General features: G+C 69.8%; 17 protein-coding genes and 1 pseudogene. 8 read left to right on the top strand and 10 right to left on the bottom strand.

Annotated features, from left to right (window positions below):
- Positions 1 to 93: 93 nt before the first annotated feature.
- The 5 genes from ACFYMC_RS17490 to ACFYMC_RS17510 form a co-directional block, all read right to left on the bottom strand.
- Positions 94 to 2,427, bottom strand: coding sequence for a molybdopterin-dependent oxidoreductase (locus ACFYMC_RS17490; protein WP_388525498.1), 2,334 nt, complete (start codon positions 2,425 to 2,427; stop codon positions 94 to 96).
- A gap of 131 nt (positions 2,428 to 2,558) precedes the next feature.
- Positions 2,559 to 3,176: a TetR/AcrR family transcriptional regulator gene (locus tag ACFYMC_RS17495; protein ID WP_388525665.1), complete on the bottom strand. Its 618-nt coding sequence runs from the start codon at positions 3,174 to 3,176 to the stop codon at positions 2,559 to 2,561.
- Between the two features lie 77 nt (positions 3,177 to 3,253).
- The gene (locus tag ACFYMC_RS17500; protein ID WP_388525501.1) at positions 3,254 to 4,525 is read right to left on the bottom strand and encodes a hypothetical protein; all 1,272 of its coding nucleotides are present in this window, start codon (positions 4,523 to 4,525) and stop codon (positions 3,254 to 3,256) included.
- An 11-nt stretch (positions 4,526 to 4,536) separates the two neighbouring features.
- Positions 4,537 to 5,379, bottom strand: coding sequence for a hypothetical protein (locus ACFYMC_RS17505; protein ID WP_388525668.1), 843 nt, complete (start codon positions 5,377 to 5,379; stop codon positions 4,537 to 4,539).
- 101 nt (positions 5,380 to 5,480) lie between these two features.
- The gene (locus ACFYMC_RS17510) at positions 5,481 to 7,595 is read right to left on the bottom strand and encodes a hypothetical protein (RefSeq protein WP_388525504.1); all 2,115 of its coding nucleotides are present in this window, start codon (positions 7,593 to 7,595) and stop codon (positions 5,481 to 5,483) included.
- A 127-nt stretch (positions 7,596 to 7,722) separates the two neighbouring features.
- Between ACFYMC_RS17510 and hmgA the strand changes: the two genes are divergently transcribed.
- The 3 genes from hmgA (at position 7,723) to ACFYMC_RS17525 (ending at position 11,146) form a co-directional block, all read left to right on the top strand.
- Positions 7,723 to 9,051, top strand: coding sequence for a homogentisate 1,2-dioxygenase (gene hmgA, locus ACFYMC_RS17515; protein WP_388525507.1), 1,329 nt, complete (start codon positions 7,723 to 7,725; stop codon positions 9,049 to 9,051).
- Positions 9,052 to 9,073: 22 nt separating this feature from the next.
- The gene (locus ACFYMC_RS17520; RefSeq protein WP_388525509.1) at positions 9,074 to 9,826 is read left to right on the top strand and encodes a GntR family transcriptional regulator; all 753 of its coding nucleotides are present in this window, start codon (positions 9,074 to 9,076) and stop codon (positions 9,824 to 9,826) included.
- Positions 9,827 to 9,919: 93 nt separating this feature from the next.
- Positions 9,920 to 11,146, top strand: a complete 1,227-nt coding sequence (locus ACFYMC_RS17525; protein WP_388525512.1) for a type ISP restriction/modification enzyme — start codon at positions 9,920 to 9,922, stop codon at positions 11,144 to 11,146.
- 154 nt (positions 11,147 to 11,300) lie between these two features.
- Here ACFYMC_RS17525 and ACFYMC_RS17530 read toward each other — a convergent pair whose 3' ends face one another.
- Positions 11,301 to 12,014, bottom strand: coding sequence for a VOC family protein (locus ACFYMC_RS17530; RefSeq protein ID WP_388525515.1), 714 nt, complete (start codon positions 12,012 to 12,014; stop codon positions 11,301 to 11,303).
- Positions 12,015 to 12,672: 658 nt separating this feature from the next.
- Here ACFYMC_RS17530 and ACFYMC_RS17535 point away from each other — a divergent pair.
- Positions 12,673 to 13,884: a CaiB/BaiF CoA transferase family protein gene (locus tag ACFYMC_RS17535; RefSeq protein WP_388525517.1), complete on the top strand. Its 1,212-nt coding sequence runs from the start codon at positions 12,673 to 12,675 to the stop codon at positions 13,882 to 13,884.
- 35 nt (positions 13,885 to 13,919) lie between these two features.
- Here the strand turns inward: ACFYMC_RS17535 and ACFYMC_RS17540 are convergent, their stop codons facing one another.
- Positions 13,920 to 14,183, bottom strand: coding sequence for a hypothetical protein (locus tag ACFYMC_RS17540; RefSeq protein WP_388525520.1), 264 nt, complete (start codon positions 14,181 to 14,183; stop codon positions 13,920 to 13,922).
- A gap of 257 nt (positions 14,184 to 14,440) precedes the next feature.
- Between ACFYMC_RS17540 and ACFYMC_RS17545 the strand changes: the two genes are divergently transcribed.
- Positions 14,441 to 16,162, top strand: a complete 1,722-nt coding sequence (locus ACFYMC_RS17545; protein WP_388525523.1) for a protein kinase — start codon at positions 14,441 to 14,443, stop codon at positions 16,160 to 16,162.
- Here ACFYMC_RS17545 and ACFYMC_RS17550 read toward each other — a convergent pair.
- Positions 16,136 to 16,948 carry an SGNH/GDSL hydrolase family protein gene (locus tag ACFYMC_RS17550; protein ID WP_388525526.1) on the bottom strand — a complete coding sequence of 271 codons (813 nt, stop codon included), beginning with the start codon at positions 16,946 to 16,948 and terminating at the stop codon, positions 16,136 to 16,138. The two genes, ACFYMC_RS17545 and ACFYMC_RS17550, sit on opposite strands and share 27 nt — an antisense overlap.
- A gap of 270 nt (positions 16,949 to 17,218) precedes the next feature.
- On the opposite strand from ACFYMC_RS17550, the gene ACFYMC_RS17555 reads away from it, so the two are divergent.
- On the top strand, positions 17,219 to 18,313 hold the full coding sequence (locus ACFYMC_RS17555; RefSeq protein WP_388525528.1) for a DUF5925 domain-containing protein: 1,095 nt from the start codon (positions 17,219 to 17,221) through the stop codon (positions 18,311 to 18,313).
- A gap of 281 nt (positions 18,314 to 18,594) precedes the next feature.
- On the opposite strand, the gene ACFYMC_RS17560 is transcribed toward ACFYMC_RS17555, so the two are convergent.
- A complete protein-coding gene (locus ACFYMC_RS17560; RefSeq protein WP_388525671.1) occupies positions 18,595 to 18,975 on the bottom strand; it encodes a GntR family transcriptional regulator in 381 nt (126 codons plus the stop codon).
- 367 nt (positions 18,976 to 19,342) lie between these two features.
- Between ACFYMC_RS17560 and ACFYMC_RS17565 the strand changes: the two are divergent.
- Positions 19,343 to 19,465 (top strand): annotated as a pseudogene (locus ACFYMC_RS17565) (GNAT family N-acetyltransferase); the annotation flags it as partial.
- On the opposite strand, the gene ACFYMC_RS17570 reads toward ACFYMC_RS17565, so the two are convergent.
- The gene (locus ACFYMC_RS17570; RefSeq protein WP_388525531.1) at positions 19,437 to 20,372 is read right to left on the bottom strand and encodes an aldo/keto reductase; all 936 of its coding nucleotides are present in this window, start codon (positions 20,370 to 20,372) and stop codon (positions 19,437 to 19,439) included. The pseudogene ACFYMC_RS17565 and the gene ACFYMC_RS17570 overlap by 29 nt on opposite strands.
- Before the next feature lie 322 nt (positions 20,373 to 20,694).
- Between ACFYMC_RS17570 and ACFYMC_RS17575 the strand changes: the two genes are divergently transcribed.
- Positions 20,695 to 21,768 (top strand): lytic polysaccharide monooxygenase, encoded by a 1,074-nt coding sequence (locus tag ACFYMC_RS17575; RefSeq protein WP_388525534.1) that lies wholly within the window; start codon positions 20,695 to 20,697, stop codon positions 21,766 to 21,768.
- Positions 21,769 to 21,796 lie beyond the last annotated feature (28 nt).

Here is a 21,796-nt window from a genome sequence, read left to right on the forward strand (position 1 = left end):
AGCCTACAAACTAGCGGCGATAGTTTTTTGGCCGGTGGCTGGTTCCCAGGCACCGGCCACCGGACCGGGCCCGGACCGACCCGCACCGCCCACTCAGTCGACGGCTCGCACCGCCGCGGTCAACGGGGTGACCTGCACCGGGAACCCGTTCAGCACAGCCGTTCCTGACAGCGGGTCGAGTCGACTGCCGTCCAGGAGTTGGTTGACGTTGGCCCCCGGTTCCTTGGACGCCACCGCCAAGCGGGTTCCGGCACGGTCGTGCCCCCAGCCGTGCGGCAGGCTCACCACACCGGGGCGCACCGCATCGGTGACCTCGACGGGGACCTCGACCTCTCCCCCGTCACCGCGCACCCGGGCCCGGCCACCCTCGGTCAGCCCCAGGCGAGTCGCATCCTCGGGATGGACCTGAAGGGTGCAGCGGTTGGAGCCTCCGGTCAGCACCGGCACGTTGTGCAGCCAACTGTTGTTGGACCGCAGGTGCCGGCGCCCGACCAGGACCAGGGCTGCGGGCCGCTCGGCCAAGGCGCGCCCGAGCCTGGGCAGATCGGCCGCGATCGGTGCGGGAAGCAGCTCGATCTTGCCGCTGGGGGTGTTGAGGACCTCCGGGACGCGGGGACGCAACGGGCCGAGGTCGATGCCGTGCGGCTGGTCGAGCAGCACGTCGAGGCTGAGCGGGGAGGTCACGGACCCTTCCCTTTCGGCAGGCCGCGCCTCGGCCGGGACGACCGGGCCACCCGCGCAACCGGCCGCCTGCGGAAAACCCGCCCCGTAGGGACCCAGGCGCAGCATCAGGTCCAGACGACGCTCGCACCCGTTCCGCCCGCCGAGCCGGGCGGCCAACTCCGCGGCGTCCCTGCCGTACACGACGGAACGCGGGTCGGTGACCGCCTTGGCCAAGGTGGCGTCGATAGCCATGTCGTCGACGACCGAGGGGTCCGCTCCGTGCATCCCGGAGACCGCCAGGACGAGTCGGGCCAGTATCTCGGCCTCGTCCGGCCGACCGGGCTGGAGGGCGACGGCCGGGCGGGTGTAGCGGACCTGGTTGCGCACGGCGAGGGCGTTGAAGGCGAAGTCGAAGTGTGCGCTCTGCGACGGAGGCGGCGGGGGCAGCACCACATGGGCGTGGCGGGAGGTTTCGTTGAGGTACGGGTCGACGCTGACCATGAAGTCGAGCCCGGCCAGTGCCCGGTCCAAGCCCCGGCCGTCGGGTGCCGACAGCACGGGATTCGCCGCGATGGCCACCAGGGCCCGTACGCGCCCCTCCCCCGGCGTCTCGATCTCCTCCCGCAGCGCGGTGTAGGGCAGCTCGCCCTTGGCCTCCGGGTGACCGGAGACCCGGCTGCGCCAGCGCCCGAGGACGAAGCCCTTGCCGGGGCCCGCCGGTCGAAGTGGGCGGCCGGTGGCGGACAGCGGGAAGAGGGAGCCGCCGGGGCGGTCCAGGTTGCCGGTCAGGATGTTCACCACGTCCACGAGCCAGCTGGCCAGGGTCCCGTGCTCGACCGTGCAACTGCCGATGCGCGCGTAGACGGCGGCGCTCCGCGCGGCTCGGAGTTCCCTCGCGAGCCGCCGGATCTCAGAGGCTTCCAGGTCACAGGCGGGGGCGACTACTTCCGGGCTGAACGGGGCCATCGCCGAGGCCAGTTCTTCGAAACCGTTCAGGTGCTCGGCGAGCTCCCCAGGGCCGGCCGGCCCCTCGGCCAGCAGTACATGGGCGAGCGCGGCCAGTAGGAGGGCGTCGGAGCCGGGCCGGATGGCAAGGTGCCGGTCGGCGAGTCGGGCGGTGCGGGTACGGCGCGGATCGACGACGACGAGCGTCCCGCCGCGTCGACGCAGGGCCTTGAGCCGGCCCGGGAAGTCGGGGGCGGTGCACAGGCTGCCGTTGGACTCCACGGGGTTGGCGCCGAGCAGCAGCAGATGGTCGGTGCCGTCGAGATCGGGGACCGCGATGGCCAGCGGGTCCCCGTAGAGCAGACCGCTGGAAACGTGCTTGGGCATCTGGTCCAGGGTGCTGGCGCTGAACAAGTTGTGGGTTCCCAGGGCCCGGAGCAACAGGGGTGGGTACAAGGCGCCCGCCACGGTGTGCACGTTGGGGTTGCCCAGCGCGACGCCCACAGAGTGCGGCCCGTACCGCTCGATCAGGGGGCGCAGGCCGGCGGCGACCGTCTCGAAGGCCTCTTCCCATGTGGCTTCGTGCAGCACGCCCGCCTCGCGCACCAGCGGGCCGCGCAGCCGGTCGGGGTCGGCGTCGACTTCGCCGAAGGCCGCTCCCTTGGGGCAGATGAACCCCTTGCTGAAGACATCCGCACGGTCCCCGCGCACTGCGGTGATCCGGTTTCCCTGGAGAGTGAGACTGAGCCCGCAGGTGGCCTCGCAGAGCGGGCAGATGCGCAGTGCGGTGCGGGATGCGGGTACGGGCGTTGTGGACACGGGTCCTCCCCGGGGCGGCGGGCGACGGCGGTGAGCTGCGACTCGCTGGGCAGGGCGAGCATACCGACCGGTAGGCACGTTGCGGCAGGGGTGAGGGAGACCAGGCAGGAGAGCTCCCGAAGACGCGGAGTTCAGTCGAGGGTGCGGGCCAGGTAGGCGTGCAGCAGGGAGCGGGTCTCCCCGATCAGAGCGGGGTCACCGTCGGGATCGCTGCGGAAGGCGAGTTGCAGCAGCGCGTCGGTCGCCTCGACCGCGACCAGGACCGCTCGGCTGAGCCGGGCGTCCCCCGCGCGGCCCAGATGACGGCACAGGAGCTCGGCGAGGCGCGCTGCGACCACCAGGTTGGTATCGGCGCCGGGGCTCTGCGGCGGGGCGGGAACACCGAAGTCGACCAGCCCGAAGCCCGGGAGGCTGCGCTTCATCGCGATGTACTCGTCCAGCACGACGTCCACGGCGAGCCTCCAGTCGCCGGCCGGCAGGGCCGCGAAACGCTCCGAGACGACTCGCGCGTACTGGTCGAGGTTGCGGCGGGCGAGGGCGTCGGCCATGGCGCGCTTGTTGCCGAAGAACCGGTAGACGGAGCCGATGGGGACACCGGCGCGCTGCGCGACCGCGCGGGTGCTCAGTTGCTCGTATCCGCTCTCGTCGAGTACTTCGGCACAGGCGTCGAGGATGCGGGTGAGCCGCTCGGCGCTGCGCTGCTGGACCGGCGTGCGGCGAAGTGAGTTGGCAGGAGACACGGGGTCCATCATGCCGCTCCCGGAGATCGCTGGACCGCCGGTGCCGGAGGGTTCACGGGCCGGAGGCGGGCAGCCACCGGACCTCCTCAGGTCAGGAGCAGACTGAGCCCGCCAACGGTGTAGGTGACCATCAACACCAGCATCGGCAGCTGCCCCACCACTGCCTTGGACGGAGGGAAGAGACGCACCGAACGGTCGTGGGCGGCGAACACTGCGAGCACGTGGCCAAGCACGACGGCGGACACCTGGAGCACCGCCAGAGCGCCGGGACCGAGCAGCGGGGCGGGGGCGGGCGGATCCTCGACACCGACCGCCATGGCGAAGGTCCGCGGTCCCTCGGTGACCAGTAGTGAGAAGTAGTGCGCAGTGAGGTAGCCGAGGGCGATCGGGACAAGGGTGTGCGCGAAGGCGGCCAGAGGGTGCGGCAGGGGGCCGGATAGCAGGCGGGTGGCAGCCGCGCAGAGACAGTACAGGGCCGCGACGAGCGCGACGGAGCCCAGCAGCCCGAGGGTGGCCGCCGGGACGCGCCCGAGCGGGTTCGTCTGGAGGAGGCCGATCCAGGAGGGGGCGCCGGAGAAGCCGTCGTAGGCCGTGGAGCCGAGCAGGACGCAGACGGTGGCGACCAGCCCGGGCACGGCAGGGGTGCCGTCCAGCCCGTGGAGGGGGGCGCGGAGCACGAGCCTGCCGTCGGCGCGGCGGCCCAGCGGGGACAGTCTGGCCAACAGGGTCGAGTACACCTCGAAGGCGTCCCCCTGGGCGAACCAGCCCTCGCCGTACCGGATGGCGCAGCACAGTTGGAGCGTGCCGTAGAGCACAAGCGCCCACAGCACGGTGGCCGTGGCCGCGGGCTCGGGCACCACGAGTTCGAGCCAGGTGAAGCCGAGCAGTCCGGCGGCGGCCGGCCAGAGGCCGAGCCGGGCCGGGGGCGTTCGGGCAGGAGAGGGGAGCCAGCGGCGGAAGGCGCGGTACACGGTCCGCAGTGGGTTGAGCAGCCGCCAGAGCGGGCCGAGGAGCAGCGAGGCGGGGACCAGGCCGACCCAGAGCAGGACGTAGAACGCCCCGGGAGCGGGGTTTCGGTCGGGGTCGTCGGGTCCGAGGAGGGCGTGCAGCAGCACCAGGACGGTGGCGGCCAGTCCGGCAGCGGACAGCGCCCGTCGGGTGACTCGGGCGTCGGCGAACCTCTGCAGCACCGCGGGGAGGGGGTGGCCGGCTCGGTCTCCGCGGAGTTGGGAGGTCGACCACAGCAGGCCGAGGGCAAGGAAGGAGACGAACAGCGCGGTGAACGCTCCGGCGAAGGCGTAGAAGGCGGAGACCGGCAGGTCATGTACGGACCCGATGCCGTGGGCGAGCGTGGCCATCGGCGGCCGGCTCAGCGGACCAGAAGCTGGGCGAGGACCAGTGCGGAACGGTGTGTTTCGACGTCGAACAGGCCGACCCGGTCTGCGGTGAAGGTCAAGGTGGTGGCCTTCCCGGTGGACAGGGCGACCTCCCGGTCGTAGCCGTGGACGTGCAGGGTGTCCGCCCGGTCGCTGGTGACGCGCAGGGTGATGCGTCCGCCGCGCCCGCACTCGTACCGTCGCAGCGGGGGGTCCACCTGGCCCCGGCTGATGCCGAGGGTCAAGGTGCAATCCGCCGCGGGCTGCGTGCCTTGGGGACCTGTACCGCTCGGGGTCGGCGTGATGGGCCGGCCGGCGGGAGGCTGCTCACCGTGGCCGTGGTCCTCGCTGTGGGGCGGGGCCGCGGTGGCGGTCAGTGACGACTGGTCCTGCACCGGTTTGCCTTCGACGGCCCAGGCGGTGTGGTCGTCGGCGTACAACCTGGCCGTGAGGGTGTGTGGGCCGCGGGGCACCTGTGCGGAGGGCAGGTGGAACCAGGGGCCGTAGACGCGGGCGAGTTTGCGCCCGTCGAGGAGCAGGTGCACGTGGCCAGCGCCCTCGACGGCTGCACCGCCGGTGCTGTCGGGGGTGAACCGGAAGTTCTGCACCTCAAGTTCCAGGTTCCAGCCGTCCTCGGTGTCGGGCCTGAGGGCCAGGTGAACCTGCGGGGCGTCCGCCGCGGGTACCTGACGCAACCGGTGTCCGCCTTCGTCTTCGGTGGCGAGCAGGGTGCCCGCGCCGCCGCTGGCCTGTTCGTGACCGGTACCCGGCTTGTGGTGGGTGGTGGCGCGCCCACCACAGCCGGCTCCGCCACCGATCAGCAACACCGTCAGCAGGAGGAGTGGCCAGGGGCCGGGCCCTCCGGCGCGATCGCCCGGCCACCGGCCGCCCGCGACGGGGGGAAGATGGCCACGGCCGGCTGCGCGTCGGCTCCCCTTCACGCGGCACCCCCGCCGGCCACTGTGGTCGAGGGATCGCCGGCGCCGGGGTCCCGGTCCGCGCGGTCGTCTTGACCCGGGTGCGCGGGTTCGCTGTCGGACCGTCCCGTGCCGGCGGCAGCGACCACCGCCCACAGCACCCAGCCCACGGCCAGGAGACCGCGCACCCAGGCCGGGCTGAGCGGGATCCAGGGGATCATCACAACTGCCTTGTCGAAGGCGTCGAGCAGGGTCAGCGCGCCCAGCGCCACGGTGGTCCAGGCCAGCCAGCGACGGGTGGGGCGCAGCGCGAGTCCCACTCCGGTCCACCAGAGCCCGGTCAACAGCAGCGCCAGGGCCGGCACATGGGTGGACACCAGGGCGGTGGTCGATCCGGCGACGTCCAGCGCGAGCCCGGCGAGCCCCAGTGCCGAAGCCGCCGTCGCCAGCCGGTGGTGCCGCAGCCTGCGCCACCACAACAGCGATCCCACCAGGCCCAGGACCAGCGCCACGGCCAGTGCCAGCTGCGTCTCCACCCGCTCTATCCCGCGTGCCCCGTACCAGTCGCAGCCCGCGGGGAGGCGGCGGGCCTGAACGCTGTAGTCGGCGCAGACGAGCAGTTGCACCAGCTTGACCGGCTCCCCCACCCACCGTGCGGAGGCACCAAGGACCGCTCCGGGGGCCCGGCCGCACCGCGGCAGTACGCGCGGTGTGGAACCGCCCGTACCGTCCTGCCAGCAGTTCTGCTTGCCCTGCCCGTCCCACCACACGTCCATGGCGTTGGGCCGGGGCGTTCCCGACTTGTCGGTCCCCAGGTGGTTGTTGGCGTAGCGGTTGTGGTGGGAGGTGTCCGCCTGCTTCGCCCAGGAGTCCTCGCCGCGGATGAAGGCGGGCACGGCGCTGAGGAAGAACGCGGCGCGCTGGTGCCCGTACACCCAGTTGTCCTCGTAGACGTTCCAGTTCCCGCCGGCGGTGATGATGCCGGTGCCGGGCGGCATGGAGATCTGGGGGCAGACGACGCCCCGTTCGTAGCCGCGCTCGATGGGGGGTTTGGCACAGGTGCCGTCAGCGACGTAGCGGTAGTAGTCGGCGTTGTTGTCGTGGATGAGGTTTCGTTCGAAGCGGGCGTGGTTCTGTGGAAGCCCGGGGTGGCCGGGGAAGGCGCTGTCCATGGAGGCGCCACCCATGTTGTGGTCGAACTCGTTGTCGTGCGCCCAGACGGAGTCGCCGGCGGTGCCGGAGTAGCCGACCATGTTGTGGTGGCTGCGGCAGCCGGTGATCTCGATCGAGTAGCGCGGGACCTGGTAGCCGCGCCCGTCGTTGATGTTCGACGCGCTGCCGGGATAGATGCCCGAATCGCCGTTTCCGTAGGACTCGCAGTCCTTGTAGAGGCCGTGGTCGCTGGCGAAGGTCAGGAAGCCGTACTCGTCGTTCCACCGGGTCAGCACGTCGTCGATGACGAATCCGTCGACGGCCAGTACGTACAGCGAGTTGAAGGTGGTGCGCTGGGCGGTGAAGTTGCGGAAGTAGACCCCGTCGGAACCGTCCGCCCGTAGTGCGTTGAGCTTGCGGTAGCGGGCGTCGATGACCACGTCGGTGCGGGTGGCTCCGGTGCCCTCGATCTGGAGGTCTTCCTTGCCCAGGATGGCGATCAGGTTCTGGTTGTGCGGGCACTGGCGTTGCTGCTCGTAGGTGAGGATCTGGTAGCCGAGCGCGGACCGGGGTGCCTTGAGGTCGGCGCAGGCGCCGGCCGGTTCGGGCAAGGAGGGCTCCTCCTCGTAGAGGCCGGGCAGGATCGCGATGTTCATTCCGGGCCGGTCAACGGCGTCGACGGCTTGTTGGAGGTGGCGGAAACCGTTCTCGGCGCAGCGTTCGAAGAGCGCCAGGTTCCGGGTGCGCAGGGGTTCGGGGAAGCCGGCGATGCGTCGCTCGAAGGCAGCGCGATCTCTCTTGCAGACCAGCAGATCGGGTTCCCCGCTCCGGTAGGTCGGAACCGACCCCGAGCCGTCGGGGAAGGTGACGGGCCGCTCCTCATGGGCCTGGGCAGCCGGCGCGAACAGGAGGACGACGAGGCAGGCCGTCAGTACGGCAGCCAGCGCCACGGGCACGGCAGGGAACCTGCGGATCCACGACATGCGCGAGAGAGTAGAGCAATGTTCATCTTTTGAGAGCCCCCGGGACGGCCAAATGTTTCGTTGACTCGGAAGCCAGAGAATCCTACTGTCGACCATAGGATTTCTTCGGTAGACCAGGAGCAGGCAGATGAGCGGCCAAAATGGCGTCGAGCAGGCGAGGAAGACGGCACAGGGCTTGGAGTACCTGACCGGCTTCGGCAACGAACACGGCTCGGAGGCCATCCCCGGGGCCCTGCCGTCCGGCCGGAACTCCCCGCAGCGCGCCCCTCTCGGCCTGTACGCCGAACAGCTGAGCGGCAGCGCCTTCACCGAGCCCCGGGCACACAACCGACGCAGCTGGCTCTACCGCATCCGCCCCTCCGCCGCACACCCGCCGTTCACCCGAATCGACAACGGCGCCCTGCGCAGCGCCCCCTTCACCGAGTCCGTACCGGACCCCAACCGGCTGCGCTGGAACCCACGGCCCGAGCCGGCACCCGGCACGGACTTCCTGGCCGGCCTGTGGACCCTCGGCGGCAACGGCGACACGACCCAGCGCACCGGCATGGCCATCCACCTGTACACGGCCAATGCCTCCATGACCCGAAGGGTGTTCAGCAACTCCGACGGCGAACTGCTCATCGTCCCCGAACGCGGCGGCCTCCTGCTGCGCACCGAACTCGGCCTGCTGCGTGCCGAACCGGGCCATGTCGCGCTCATTCCGCGCGGCGTCCGGTTCCGGGTCGAGCTGCTCGACGACACGGCCCGCGGCTACGTCTGCGAGAACTACGGGCAGCCCTTCGTCCTCCCCGACCTCGGCCCGATCGGCGCCAACGGACTCGCCGCGGCCCGGGACTTCCTAGCCCCGGTCGCGGCGTACGAGGACGTCGAGGCCCCCGTCGAGGTGGTCAACAAGTTCTGCGGGAACCTCTGGTCCGCCCTCTACGACCACTCCCCGCTGGACGTCGTCGCCTGGCACGGCAACCACGTCCCCTACGTCTACGACCTGCGCCGCTTCAACGTCATCGGCTCGATCAGCTACGACCACCCCGATCCGTCGATCTTCACCGTGCTCACTTCCCCTTCCGACACGCCCGGCCTCGCCGGCGTCGACTTCGTGGTCTTCGCACCGCGCTGGCTGGTGGGCGAGGACACCTTCCGCCCGCCGTACTTCCACCGCAACGTGATGAGCGAGTACATGGGGCTGATCGAGGGCGCCTACGACGCGAAGGCGGAAGGGTTCGTCCCGGGAGGCGGGTCCCTACACAACATGATGTCCGCGCACGGACCGGACCGGGAGACCTTCGACCGGGCGAGTGCGGCGGAGCTGGTCCCGCAGAGGATCGACGACGGCCTGGCCTTCATGTTCGAAACTCGCTGGCCCGTCACGGCCACCTCGCAGGCCGCTTCGGCGGACCACCTGCAACGCGGCTACGACGACGTATGGCAGGGTCTCCAGCGCCACTTCCGCCCGTAGCAACCATGTACGGAGATCCCGCGTGACCGCCTTCGCCCCCGATTCACTGGTACTGAACCGGAAGTTGCCGCTGTGGTACCAGGTGTCCCAGTCACTGCGGGCCTCCATACTGGGCCGCTCCCCGGAAACCTCGTTGCGACTACCCACCGAGGAGCAACTGGCCGAGCACTACGGGGTCAGCGTGCTCACCATGCGCCAAGCCCTCAAGGAACTGGAGCAGGAGGGCCTGATCACCAGACACCGACGTCGCGGCACCTTCATCGAGCCGGGAGCGCGGCGCGGTTCACCGGTGCGGCTGCTGGGCTCGGTGGACGCCATCGTCGCCCAGCAGTCGGGCGAACCGACGACGGTGCTGGGATGCGAACGCGGGCCGGTGGCCGGAGAACTCGCCGACTACTTCCACGGCTTGACCGAAGTGGTCACCTATCGGCGCCTGAGACGGGACAAGGAAACGGGCGAACCCACGAACTGGGCGGAGAACGCGGTCCGACCGGAGTTGGCCGACGTCCTCGATCCACGCGATCTGGAGCGCTGGCCGATGACCAAGGTGCTGCGCGACGTGGTGGGCGTCAAGATCAGTCGCATCACGGACACCGTGGAAGCGCGCCTGGCCGATCCGGTCACCGCGGACCTCTTGGACGTCCCGCTCCTCAGCCCGATCCTGCACTACACGGGTGTCACCTATGACACCGAAGGGCGGGTGGCGGACGTCGCCCGGATCCGGTACCGGGGCGATCGCTTCTCCTTCACCGTGACGGTGGACGCGGACGGCTGAGGACCCCGATCCCGGCGCCCGCTCACCGCCGAGCAAGGGCTCCCCGCAGCCCTGGCAGCCCGTCGAGCCCGACCTTCGACTCGCGCCGTTAGCATGCGTACGGTGAGCGAGACATCGCGGATCGAGGACATGCCCACCGAGCAGATGCCGCTGCTCGACGATCTGATGCCGTGGTCAGTGCCCGCGCTGAGGCTGGGTCGCCCCTGGGTAGTGGCTCCAGAACCGGGAACGCTACGGGCCCGCTGGGCAGCTCTGGCGGGGGCGCAACCAGCGGAACGCGACCGTCTCTTCGCCCCCTCGCGCAGTAGGACGCCGCACACAGCGGTGGTGGCCCTTCCTGGCCAGTCCACCGTCACCCGAGGCTTCGCCCAGCTATCCGGGCCCTGCCCGGAACCCGTGCGGGTGCTGCACGAGCCCTTCGACGAACAGTGGATCCTGCCGGACCACCGGGTGATCGACCAGGCCAGGCCCGAGCTGTGGCGGGTGCGGGGCGAGCAACAGGTGTTCCTGATCGAGCACGGACTTGGCCGCGGGCCGACAGGGCCCGCCGTCGCCGCCAGTGCGCTGCTACCGCAAGGGGCATCGCCGGGCGGGCGCCCCGGGCGCATCCGACCCCTTTTCCGGCGGCCGGGCGGCGTGGAGCCCAATGTGTTGCCAGGACTGATGCCTTGGCTCAGTGCGAGGTACGGCTGCGATGTCACACCCGCTGCTGTGATGTCATGGGTGCTCGCTGCCGCCCGCTTCGGCCCGGCGGGCTGTGCCGTCCCCTTGCCACGCCGTTCCGAGCACTGGCGCCAGGGGGTGGTCCTGGGCCACCGACTGCTCGCCGTCCACCTCGGCGGAGCAGCCGGAGAGGAGCGCCCCCGACTGCCGGGCGGTCGACGGCCCTACGTCCGGGAGGCCGTCCCGGCCCACCCCGAGGGCCTGCACTACGTAGCCGCGGAGGAGACGCTCCACCTCGGCTCCGGCCGCGTCTCCCCCGTAGCGGCGGCGGCCTGGGACTTCCAGGTGTCCGGAGTGCGGGTGCTGGAACGTTGGTTCGCTTCGCGAACCGCCCACCGGCGGGCCGACGGACTCGCCGCGATCGCCCCCGCACAGTGGCCACAGGAATGGACCTCACAGCTCCTCAATCTCATCTCGACCTTGACCCTTCTGGCCGAACTAGCACCTAAACAAGCAGAGTTGACAGATGAGCCCGGCATCACGGCCGAGGAGCTACACAAGGCCGGCCTGCTGCCCACACCGCAAACCGCCCGCCGCCCGGCCTCAGTACTGGACCACCGGGAAGAGGGACCGGACGGCCAGTTCGCGCTGCTTTGAACGGGACGGGGACTCTGCTGCTTGATTCTCGAGGTTGGGTGTGGCTCTCCCCTCGCGGGACGCGTTGAGCTGTCCGTTTGGCGACGGGGGGCCTGTCGACTCTCAGCTGCGCTTCCTGCAACAACCGCCTACTGCGGCTCCCTTGATTCCGGATTCACCGGCGCGTGAGCACGCGGAACTTGTTACCGTCTGGGTCGGCCAGCAGCACCGCGCCGTCCCTGCCGTGGGCGGAGCCGAGATGCTTCGCCCCGAGGGAGAGCAGACGCTCGACCTCTGCTTGTTGATCGCCGTCCGGGACGAGGTCCAAGTGCAGGTCCTTGCCGGGGTCCGGCATGAGCGGCGGCCCGCCCCACGTGATCTTCGTACCGCCGTTCGGTGACTGGACGGCGGTCTCCTTGTCCTGGTCCCAGACCAACGGCCAGCCCAGCACCTCGCTCCAGAAATAGCCCACGGCCTGCGAACCATCGCAGGCGAGCGCTCCGATGGGGCCGCAGCCGGCAAGGAAATTGTTGCCCGGCTCAAGGACACAGAATTCGTTGCCTTCGGGGTCGGCGAGCACCACATGGGACACGTCCGGTCCCTGGCCGATGTCAGCATGCTGCGCGCCGAGGTCGAGCGCCCTGACCACGATCTCCTGCTGGTTCTCCAGAGAGGAACTGGTCAGGTCGAAGTGCAGCCGGTTCTGGGCGAGCTTGTGCGCCTGCGAGGAACGGAAGCCGAGGTGGTAGCCGGCGTCGTTCCCGGACAGCAGGGCGACGCCGTCGTAAGAGTCGTCGGCTCTCTCCAAGCCCAGGACACCGGACCAGAAACACGCTAGGCGCTCGGGCTGGTGCGCGTCGAAGTAGATTGCGAAGAGTCGGCTGCTCATTGCGCCACGCATCCTCGGTCCGTTGAGTGCTAGCTGTCGGCTGGGCGCCATGCCGACGCCTCGAACGGGGATCATATGGGCGGGCCAGCCTCGGTTGCAGCCGATTATTCCGCGGCCTGCCGCTGAGCCGGAGCTGCGCCTTTCGGGTTCGGGCCGTGAGTTGGTGGCTGAGCCGGGTGAGTCTGTTGGTCCGGGGTGTGAAAGGTGGTTGGGTTCCAGTGGGCGTCGAGGCGGATGACGTTGACGGCGGTGGCGGAGAAGGCGTGGTTTAGGCGGACCTTGGGCAGGCCCCGGGTAGCGGGCCCGGCGGAGGCCCGTGACGTCGAGGGCCTGCTTGATGATGCCCTCGATTCCGGCGCGGAGTGCGTATTTGGTCTTTCACGTCTTCGTGGCCTGCTCGGCCGGGGCATCGGCCGAGGTCTCGTGGAACTCCTTCGGCTGTAACGACACGGGCTCCCCCTCTGTGGCCCACGACGCGACCAGGACCACAGAAGCGATCATGCCGCACCCTCGACGCTCACCCGCCCCAATTGCGCAGCAGAGTCGACGGGCCCGCGACCTCCAGCGGGGACGGCCATGGGGTTCGAACACCCCGCAACCGGCCCCGACCCGGCACCGGAGGGTGACAGGAGCACACCACATCAGATAGGCAGAGTCCGTGGACAACCAGCATCGCCCCACCGACCCCCCTCCCCTTTCGGGGATCACTGTGGTCGCCGTCGAACAGGCGGTCTCCGCACCGTTCGCCACCCGGCAGCTCGCCGACCTGGGAGCCCGGGTGATCAAGATCGAGCGGCCGGACGGCGGGGACTTCGCCCGCGGCTACGACACCGCGGCCGGCGGGCTCGCCTCCCACTTCGTCTGGGCCAACCGCGGCAAGGAATCGATCGCCGTGGATCTGAAGCACCCACAGGGGTTGGAGATCGTAAGGCGCCTGATCGCCGAGGCGGACGTGTTCGTCCAGAACCTCGCCCAGGGCTCAGCGGCCCGCCTGGGCCTGGACGCCGCCTCGCTCTGCGCCAACCACCCCCGCCTCATCGCCGTGGACATCTCCGGTTACGGCGCGCACGGGCCGTACGCCCACAAGCGCGCCTACGACATGCTCGTGCAGTGCGAAGCGGGCCTCACCTCGGTCACCGGAACCCCGGAACAGCCCGCGAAGGCGGGAATCCCGGCCGCCGACATCGCCGCGGCGATGTACGCCTACTCCGGCGTACTCGCAGCTCTGGTGCGCCGCGGGGTGACTGGCCGCGGAGGCCCCGTGGAAATCTCGATGCTCGACTCCCTGGCCGAGTGGATGGGCCACCCCCTCCACTTGACGATGCACGGCGGAACACCTCCTCGGCGCACGGGTGTGGCACACGCCGTCATCGCCCCGTACGACGCCTTCGACACCGCGGACGGTGGGCAGGTGCTGCTCTCCGTCCAGAACGACCGAGAGTGGCGAAGGCTCGCGGACCAGGTCCTGGAGCAGGGAGAACTGTCCTACGATCCGAGGTTCGCGACGAACACGGCACGCACGGAGAACCGCAAGGAGACCGACGAGGCGGTCGGCCGGGTGCTGCTGCAACTAAGCGCGGACGAAGCGATCGAGCGACTGGAATCGGCCGGGATCGCTTGCGCCCGACTGAACGGGGTCGCCGAACTGGCGACCCACCCGCAGCTCACCGCACGTGACCGGTGGCGGGAAATCGACTCACCGGTCGGTCCGCTGCGGGCGCTCCTTCCCCCCATCACACTGCCGGGAGGCGCACAGGCGCGCATGGGCGCGATCCCGGCGCTCGGCGAACACACCAACGAGCTACTACACGCCCTGGGGATGACGGACGCACGGATCAGCACACTGCGTCAGAAAGGTGTGGTGAGCTGAGGAGGACGCGCCGGGCCGGCGACGACACGTCGGGACTAGCCGCGACTCCCGAACAGGGAGCGGCGCAGGCGCCGCAGGGGGGCGAAGAGCGAAACGCGGGCACTCTTACTGGTGCGCGGGTGAGCAGTGTCACGCGTGGTGAGCTCACGCATCAACGACGTGGCCTCCGCCACGTCGCGCTGCGGCATAGCAGGACCGCCAAGAACCGCGAGATGGCGGTCAAGACGTCTACTCGTCGCGGTGTTTCCGCACGTGATGGCAGGCACTCGCGCCCTGCTGCGCATCGCTATCTGTTCCATGACTCTCCCCACCCGTTCGACGCACCCGGCCCGGGCAGGGTAACCCTACCGCCCCTACGTCACACTCCGGTATCCCGGTTCGAGTGATTGACCTTCCATTCAACGGAATTGACGGTCACTCAACGCAGCCGCCAACTACTCTGCGTAGACAACTCCAAGACGCTTGGTCAGCTTGAGAGTTGCAACGCACGGGGGCGCAATTCAGCCCACCTCGGCTAACTTGGAGTAGTCGCCCAGATACGGACGGGGAGGCCTGCGTGACACGGATTCCGGATGGGCAACAGGGCAACGGGGAGCGGGTCGTGGCCGGTCGGTACCGGCTCCTGGGACCGCTCGGCCAAGGGGGTATGGGGGTGGTCTGGCAGGCCCGGGACGAAGTCCTCGGGCGCGAAGTCGCCGTCAAGGAGGTACGCGCTCCCGCCGGGCTGGACGAAGCGGAAGTGCGCCGGATGTACACACGCCTGGAACGGGAGGCCTGGGCAGCTGCCCGGATCTCGCACCGCAGCGTGGTGACCGTGTTCGACGTGGTGACCGAGGACGGCCGCCCGTGGATCGTCATGGAGCTCGTCCGCGGCCTCTCCCTCGCGGAAACCCTGGAGGCCGAGGGGCCACTGTCTCCACAGCGAACGGCACGGATCGGTTGTGAGGTGCTCGCAGCACTGCGCAGCGCCCACGAGGCCGGGGTCCTGCACCGCGACGTGAAGCCCGGCAACGTCCTGATCGCCAATGACGGCCGTGTGGTTCTCAGTGATTTCGGCATCGCCCGACTGGAAGGCAGCTCCGCACTGACCATGACCGGCGAAGTGGTCGGCTCCCCGGAGTTCCTGGCACCGGAGCTGGCACTTGGACGCGATCCCGGGCCCGAGTCGGACCTCTGGTCCCTGGGGGTGTTGCTCTACGCAGCAGTGGAAGGCAGCTCCCCCTTTCGCCGTGACACCCTGCTCAGCACCTTGCGCGCGGTGGTCGACCAGGAACTGCCGGAGCCGCGGCGGGCCGGCTCCCTCTCCCCCGTGCTCGAAGGCCTGCTCCGCAAGGAGCCTTCGCAGCGGATGGCCGCCGAGGAGACGGAACGCCTGTTGAGGGTGGTCGCCGCGGGTGGTCCCGCACACCCCCGTACCGGCACCGGTGGCCTTATGGGCGGCCCAGCAGTCATGGCGCCGCACCCGGCGACGGAACCGTCGATCCAGACCGCTGGCATGGCCGCACAGCCGCCGACCACGCGAGCCCAGCCGCTACCGGAGGCCCGGGAGGCCAAGCGGGGGCGGGCGACCGCGGTGCTCGTGGCGGGCGCCCTGGCGCTTGTCCTGGTATTCGGGGCGCTGGCCTGGGCGCTGTGGGGGAAGTCCGGCGACGACAAGGGGGGTGCCCCGGTGGCAGCGACCAGCCCAAGCGGCCCTGGAAACTCGGTGCAGCCAAACGCCGGGAACACCACAACGGGTGACACTGCGGCAGGTGATACCGCGGTGTCACCGTCCAGCGGTACCAGCCCCAGCCATTCCACCGCCCCTGCAGCTGGATACGGCACCACGATGCCCGCCCAGACGGTCCGCGTGCACATCCAGGCAGTACGGGACGGCTACACCGGCGCCTGTCCGCCGCCGGGGTACGCCGCGCCACATTTCGCCGGAACCATCACCGTGGGCGGACTGCCGGCGACGATCGAGTACCGCTGGTGGACGCGCAGCGGCCGGTCCTCCGCCGCCGGCTGGACGAGCTACACCTTCCCGGCGGGTGGCACGACTTCCGTGCGGGTGGAGCACACCGAGTCGTACCACCGCGTCGGTGAGAGCGTCCACGACGCCATGAGCCTCCAGGTGCGCGGGGCGGCGAGGGGGACTTCGGGATGGGCGGAGTTCTGGGTGACGTGCGAGGGGGAGGAGCCGTCGAGCGGAGCCTCCCCCTCACCTTCGGGCACGCAGGCGGACGTGTCCGAGAGGACGGAGCCCGAGGGATCAAACGGCGTTGCGGAAGGTGGGTAGGTAGCCTCCCGACTGCCCGGAAGCGGTCGGGTGGTAGGACTCCCCGATGTTCCACCAGTTGACGCTGTGCAGCCAGGCCGTCCCGCTGGCGCAGATCTCGTGGCCGGTGAAGGCGGGAACGACGGATGCGAAGGTGAAGCCGAAGTCTGCGGCTCGCTTGGCAGTCGCCGCGTTGAGGTAGTCCGCCGCGTCGTTGATGGCGGCGCGCTCGCGCTCGCTGAGGCCGGCCACGCAGGTTCCGCCCAGCCGGTAGAACCGGGGGTATCCGAGGACCACGACTTCGGCGTGGGGAGCCCGTGAGTCGATGGCTGCGTACACCTGGTCGAGCTTGCCGGGGAGGGTGGTGTCCACGTAGGAGCGGGCTTGGGCGATCCGGTTCAGGCACGTCGACTCGGAGTACAGCACGCAGGTTGTCATCACGTCTGCGAAGCCCGCGTCGTTTCCGCCGATGGTGATGCTGATGAGGTCGGTGCCGGAGTTGACGGGTGCGAGTTGTCCGGAGAGAACATCACCCGTTCGGGCACCCGAGCATGCCGTGAAACTGAAGGACGACGGGGCGTTGGCGTTGGCCCACAGGCGTGGATAGGCCTTGGTGCTGCGCTTGCAGCCGCCGCTCGAACTCTCGTAGCTTCCGGCGCCCACCCCTGAGGAGTAGGAGTCTCCGAGCGCCACGTAGTCGACGGCGAGGGCGTTCCCACTCGAATGAGCTGGGGCTGCGCCGAAGAGGGCGGCGCAGGCGGCGAGGAGTAAGGAGGAGGAGAGAACGGCCAGGCGGGATCGTTTCATGGAACCTCCCTTAGCAGGAAGAAGGCTGAATCCTTCTCATTCACCGTCGTAGCAAGCTCCCGGGACATCTGGAAGTGTCCATGCCAAGAAAATTCAACGAACTCGGCTGCTCAGAGGGCTTGTTCGACCAGTCGCACGGCAGTTCCTGCACCCGACGCGAGGCTCCGTCGACAACGTGCCCGGCGCGCCGGCCGAACAGAGTCCCGCCGCGCAGGACGATCCGGCGAAACACGGGTGCAAAGGGCGCCCCCTTGCCGGATCATGGGCGCCATGTCCGCCAAGCCTGAAGACGCACTGCCGGTCCGGCTCAACGTCGACGACAGCGACTCCCCCGCCGATGTCGTCGATGCGCTGTTCCTCGGGCGGTTCGCCACGGGCGAGCAGCCCTATTCACACAGTGCTTCGATCGAACGCGTCAAACCGGGCGCGACCCTCCTACCGCAGTCCTCGAAGGTCCTGCGCAGCGCCCGGGACGAGGACCGCAGCGCCACCCTCGCCGAAGGCGAGGGCTGGACCCTGCTCGTCTCCCGCTGGAGCCGGGGCGCCGACGTCACGGTCACCGCGGTCAGCGCCGATCTCGCGGAGTCCGTACTGGGCCAGGCCACCGAAGGAGCCCAGGACGAACCCGAACCCCAACCCGACAACGTGACAATGGGATTCTGGTACGTCTCCCCACGCCGCGGTCCCCACCGGACCACCCGACAGATCTCAGCAGGAACCTGGTCCGAGGTACGGCCCAACTACACCGCCCCCGTCGCCCAGGCCATGGACCGGCTGATGAAGATCACCCCGGACGACATCGCGGGACGGCTGCTCCTCCTACACGGTCCCCCGGGCACCGGAAAGACCTCCGCGCTGCGCACCCTCGCACGGTCCTGGCGGGATTGGTGCCAAGTGGACTGCGTCCTGGACCCGGAGCGCCTGTTCAACGACGTGGGTTACCTGATGGACATCGCGATCGGCGAGGACGAAGGTTCCGCAAAGGGCCGTTGGCGACTCCTTCTCCTTGAGGACTGCGACGAACTGATCCGCGGGGAAGCCCGCCACACCGCCGGCCAGGCTCTGTCACGGCTGCTGAACCTGACCGACGGCCTGCTGGGCCAGGGCCGCAACGTCCTGGTCGCCGTGACCACCAACGAGGACCTGGAGCGACTGCATCCCGCGGTGGTCCGGCCGGGGCGTTGCCTGGCCCGGATCGAGGTCGGCAAGCTGACCTACCAGGAGTCCGTGGAGTGGCTCGGGACCGAGGAGGCAGTGGCCAGGGAGGGCGCCACCTTGGCCGAGTTGTTCGCCCTACGGCGCGGAACCGGTCCGGCCGCCGTACCCGCCCAGCCCTCCACGGCGGACTCCGGCCTCTATCTGTGATGTTCTGATCGGCGAACCGCGCCCATCACGAGGCACATAGACAACTGAGGTCTGACGGATGACATAGGCGTGTCACCCGTCAGCACCCGGCAACGGTTCCTACACGTCGATGGCGCCCCCGAGGGCCCTCCCGTGGTCCGCGGTGGATCAGCGCGCGGCGTCAGATGAGATACCTCGCAAGGCGGAACTGCGTCCTCATGCCGGGAGTACGCGGGTGATCCGACGCCCGGCGAGGCGCCGCGGCTGTCGTCGTGGGCCCGCCGAGGACTGCGGGAGCGCCCTCAGGGGGCGCCCTGCGCCCGGAATGCGTCCTCCACCAGGGAGAGGGCCGCCTCACGGTCCAGGCCGAGCCGGCGCACCCGCTCCGCGTAGGCCTGGGCAGCGCCGGCCGCCTCACGCATGGCCGAACCTCCGACCGCGGCGATGAACGTGCCGTGACGACCACGGGTCTCGATCACCCCGTCCACCTCCAGCGCACGGTAGGCCTTGGCCACGGTGTTGGCAGCGATGCCGAGTTCCTCGGCGAGCCCCCGAACGGTGGGAAGTCGAAATCCGACCGGAAGGCCCCCGCCCCGGGCCTGGTCGGCGATCTGCGCCCGCAGCTGCTCGTAGACGGGCACCGACCCGGCAGCGTCGAGGTCGAGGTCGAGAGTGGGGTTCATCGCGTTCACGTCCCCGATTCTCCCGGAAGAAATCCACGAGCGCCCACCCCTGTGTCCACGTAGCGTCACACGGCTGACCCTCCAAGTACGCCGGGCGCTCCCGAGCGCCCCGAGGACCACCACCGCGTGGCGCACATCCGGCACGCCGCCCTCCCCTTCATGGTCTCCACCGCGTCCGCAATCGCCTTCGCGCTGAAGAGCGCCAACCCGGCCGGACGACACTGCGTGCTGCTGGTCGAGGAGGACGGGGTGGCGATCGGCACCGCCAGTATCGGCCTTGCGTACGACAGCGGCACCCGAAGCCCTCACCCATCCGGTGGAAGCAGGCGCGAATCCCCGACCTTTAGACCGGGGAGGATGCCAATGGGAGTCCTTCACCAGCAATGACGCGCAGAACGCCCCGATGTTTGCCGTCAATCGCTGGTTCGGCTACGAGATCTGCGCGACCGAGGTCCGCCATGTCAAGGACCTGGGCGCTCGGCCGGCGTGACGCCTTCAGCCGGAGTATCGAGGCGCACGAGGTCCCGCTCCGACAAGCGCAGGGCGCCGGCGGCCACGTTCTCCACCAGGTGGTCGGGGTTGCCCGTACCGGGGATGGCCAGCACGTGTGGCCCCTGGTGAAGACTCCATGCCAGCCGCACCTGCGCCGGCGTGGCCCCGTGCTCCCCCGCCACGGCGAGCACTTCGGGACGCGGCGCGGCAACGGCACCCGCCTCCCGTCCCGCGCCGGCGATCGCGAAGAACGGCACGTAGGCGATGCCCTTCTCGCCGCAGGAGTGCAGGAAGTCCCTCTCCTGTGTGGGCGATTCGAGTCCGAATGGATTCTGCACGCAGACCACCGGTGCGATGGCCCGGGCTTCGTCGAGTTGCTCGGGAGTGACATGTGACAGACCCAGGTGACGGATGAGTCCAGCCTCCCGAAGCTCGACCAGAGCACCGAAGTGGTCAGCGATCGGTTCGTTCTTCATGCTCGGTGGAACGCGCAGGGACACGACGTCCAGGTGCTCGACGCCGAGTTGACGGATGTTCTCCTCCACCTGGCCGCGAAGTTGCTCGGGACCGGCCCACCACCAGGACCCCGAGGAATCCCGGCCCGGCCAGACCTTGGTGGCGATGACCAGGTCTTGCGGGTACGGCGCCAGCGCCCGGTTGATCAGTTCGTTGGCCGAACGCAGTGGGGAGAAGTAGAAGGCTGCGGTGTCGATGTGGTTCACACCCAGCGCAACCGCGCGGCGCAGCACCGCGATGGCCCGGGCCCGCTCGCTGGGCTCGCCCTGGTCGAAGGTTCCGCTGCCCGTCAGGCGCATCGCGCCGAGCCCCATCCGGTTGACGGTGAGATCACCGAGCTTCCAGGTGCCGGAACCGGCTGCCGTGACTGTGGTCGTATCCGGGTGCATCAGAGCAGTCTCCCAGCTCGAACGGGATGCCCTTTCCAGCAGATGCGCCCGGTGGGGGCTGAGCTCTTCCGGCTGTCTCCACGGGGCGGCAGGGCTCTCGCCCCGGCTCGCACCGTGACCTGTCGCGGTGCACCCGTACCGGAGGTTTAGGCCGGCCTTAAGAGCACCCTAAAGATCGCGTTCCCCCCCTCCAACCAGGCCTTTTCCTCAATTCCAGCGGATAGTTTGCTGGCTGTCGGGGGCGGACCCGTCGCACCCGCCCCCGACAGCCAGCACCCCGAACGGGGAATCGAACCATCCGTTTGCCCTGAGGAGATCCCCGATGACCGCTCGTCGCAAGGCCGTCGCCCTCACCGCCTTCGTAGCCGGGCCCTGCGCACTCGTCACGTTCGCTGCCGGAGGCGCCCTCGCACACGGCTCCATGACCGATCCCGTCAGCCGGGTGGCCGCCTGCCATGCGGAGGGACCGGAATCGCCGAAGTCGGCGGCCTGCAAGGCGGCCGTGGCAGCCAGCGGCACCCAGGCGTTCTACGACTGGAACGAGGTGAACATCGCCGACGCCGCAGGCAAGCACCGGAAACTGATCCCGGACGGAAAACTCTGCTCGGCGGGCAGAGCCAAGTACAAGGGACTGGACCTCCCCCGCGCCGACTGGCCCGCCTCACGTATGTCCGCCGGGACGCACACCTTCCGGTACAAGGGCACGGCCCCGCACAGGGGCTCCTTCGAGCTGTACCTCACCAAGGAGGGATACGACCCCAAGAAGCCCCTGAAGTGGTCGGACCTGGAGTCCCAGCCCTTCGTGAAGGTCACCGACCCCAAGATGGAGGGCGGCGACTACGTCTTCAGCGGAACCGTCCCGCGCAGGGCCGGACGCCACCTCATATACAGCGTGTGGCAACGCTCCGACAGCCCCGAGGCCTTCTACACCTGCTCGGACGTGGTGTTCGGCAAGGGCGACGGCGCCGGCGGTACGGGCGGTGCCGGTACCGCCGGCGGCACCGGCGGCGGTACGGGCGGTGCCGGTACCGCCGGCGGCACCGGCGGCGACCATACGCCGACCACGGCAGCGCCGACCGACCGACCGTCACCGGAGCAGGACGCGGACCAGGACACGGAGCGAGATGGCGGCAACACGGGCGGTTCCGGTGGCCTGGACGACGCCACAGACGTACCCACCACGGAGCCGAGCGAAGCCGCTGCTCCCAACGAGCCGGAACCCAATGGAAGTTCCAGCCCCCTCGCGAGTGGGGACGGGCTCGCCGAGACCGGGGGCAGCAGTACCACCCCGATGATGGCTCTCGGTGGCGCGGGAGCCCTCGCGGCCGGCGCGGCCGTCCTGTTCGCGACCGCGCGCCGCAAGGCCGCCAGCGGTGGCGGAAGCCGGGCCCGCTGACGGCCGAAGGCGCGGCCCGCGCAGCGGA

Origin of the sequence: Streptomyces sp. NPDC006879 (assembly GCF_042869595.1) — a bacterium.
Lineage (GTDB): Bacteria > Actinomycetota > Actinomycetes > Streptomycetales > Streptomycetaceae > Streptomyces.

Excerpts from the sequence above, each read along its gene's own strand:
- ACFYMC_RS17495 (WP_388525665.1), bottom strand. The coding sequence starts at position 3,176 with ATGGACCCCGTGTCTCCTGCCAACTCACTTCGCCGCACGCCGGTCCAG.
- ACFYMC_RS17500 (WP_388525501.1), bottom strand. The coding sequence starts at position 4,525 with ATGGCCACGCTCGCCCACGGCATCGGGTCCGTACATGACCTGCCGGTC.
- ACFYMC_RS17510 (WP_388525504.1), bottom strand. The coding sequence starts at position 7,595 with ATGTCGTGGATCCGCAGGTTCCCTGCCGTGCCCGTGGCGCTGGCTGCC.
- hmgA (WP_388525507.1), top strand. The coding sequence starts at position 7,723 with ATGAGCGGCCAAAATGGCGTCGAGCAGGCGAGGAAGACGGCACAGGGC.
- ACFYMC_RS17525 (WP_388525512.1), top strand. The coding sequence starts at position 9,920 with ATGCGTACGGTGAGCGAGACATCGCGGATCGAGGACATGCCCACCGAG.
- ACFYMC_RS17530 (WP_388525515.1), bottom strand. The coding sequence starts at position 12,014 with ATGAGCAGCCGACTCTTCGCAATCTACTTCGACGCGCACCAGCCCGAG.
- ACFYMC_RS17540 (WP_388525520.1), bottom strand. The coding sequence starts at position 14,183 with ATGGAACAGATAGCGATGCGCAGCAGGGCGCGAGTGCCTGCCATCACG.
- ACFYMC_RS17550 (WP_388525526.1), bottom strand. The coding sequence starts at position 16,948 with ATGAAACGATCCCGCCTGGCCGTTCTCTCCTCCTCCTTACTCCTCGCC.
- ACFYMC_RS17555 (WP_388525528.1), top strand. The coding sequence starts at position 17,219 with ATGTCCGCCAAGCCTGAAGACGCACTGCCGGTCCGGCTCAACGTCGAC.
- ACFYMC_RS17560 (WP_388525671.1), bottom strand. The coding sequence starts at position 18,975 with ATGAACCCCACTCTCGACCTCGACCTCGACGCTGCCGGGTCGGTGCCC.
- ACFYMC_RS17570 (WP_388525531.1), bottom strand. The coding sequence starts at position 20,372 with ATGCACCCGGATACGACCACAGTCACGGCAGCCGGTTCCGGCACCTGG.
- ACFYMC_RS17575 (WP_388525534.1), top strand. The coding sequence starts at position 20,695 with ATGACCGCTCGTCGCAAGGCCGTCGCCCTCACCGCCTTCGTAGCCGGG.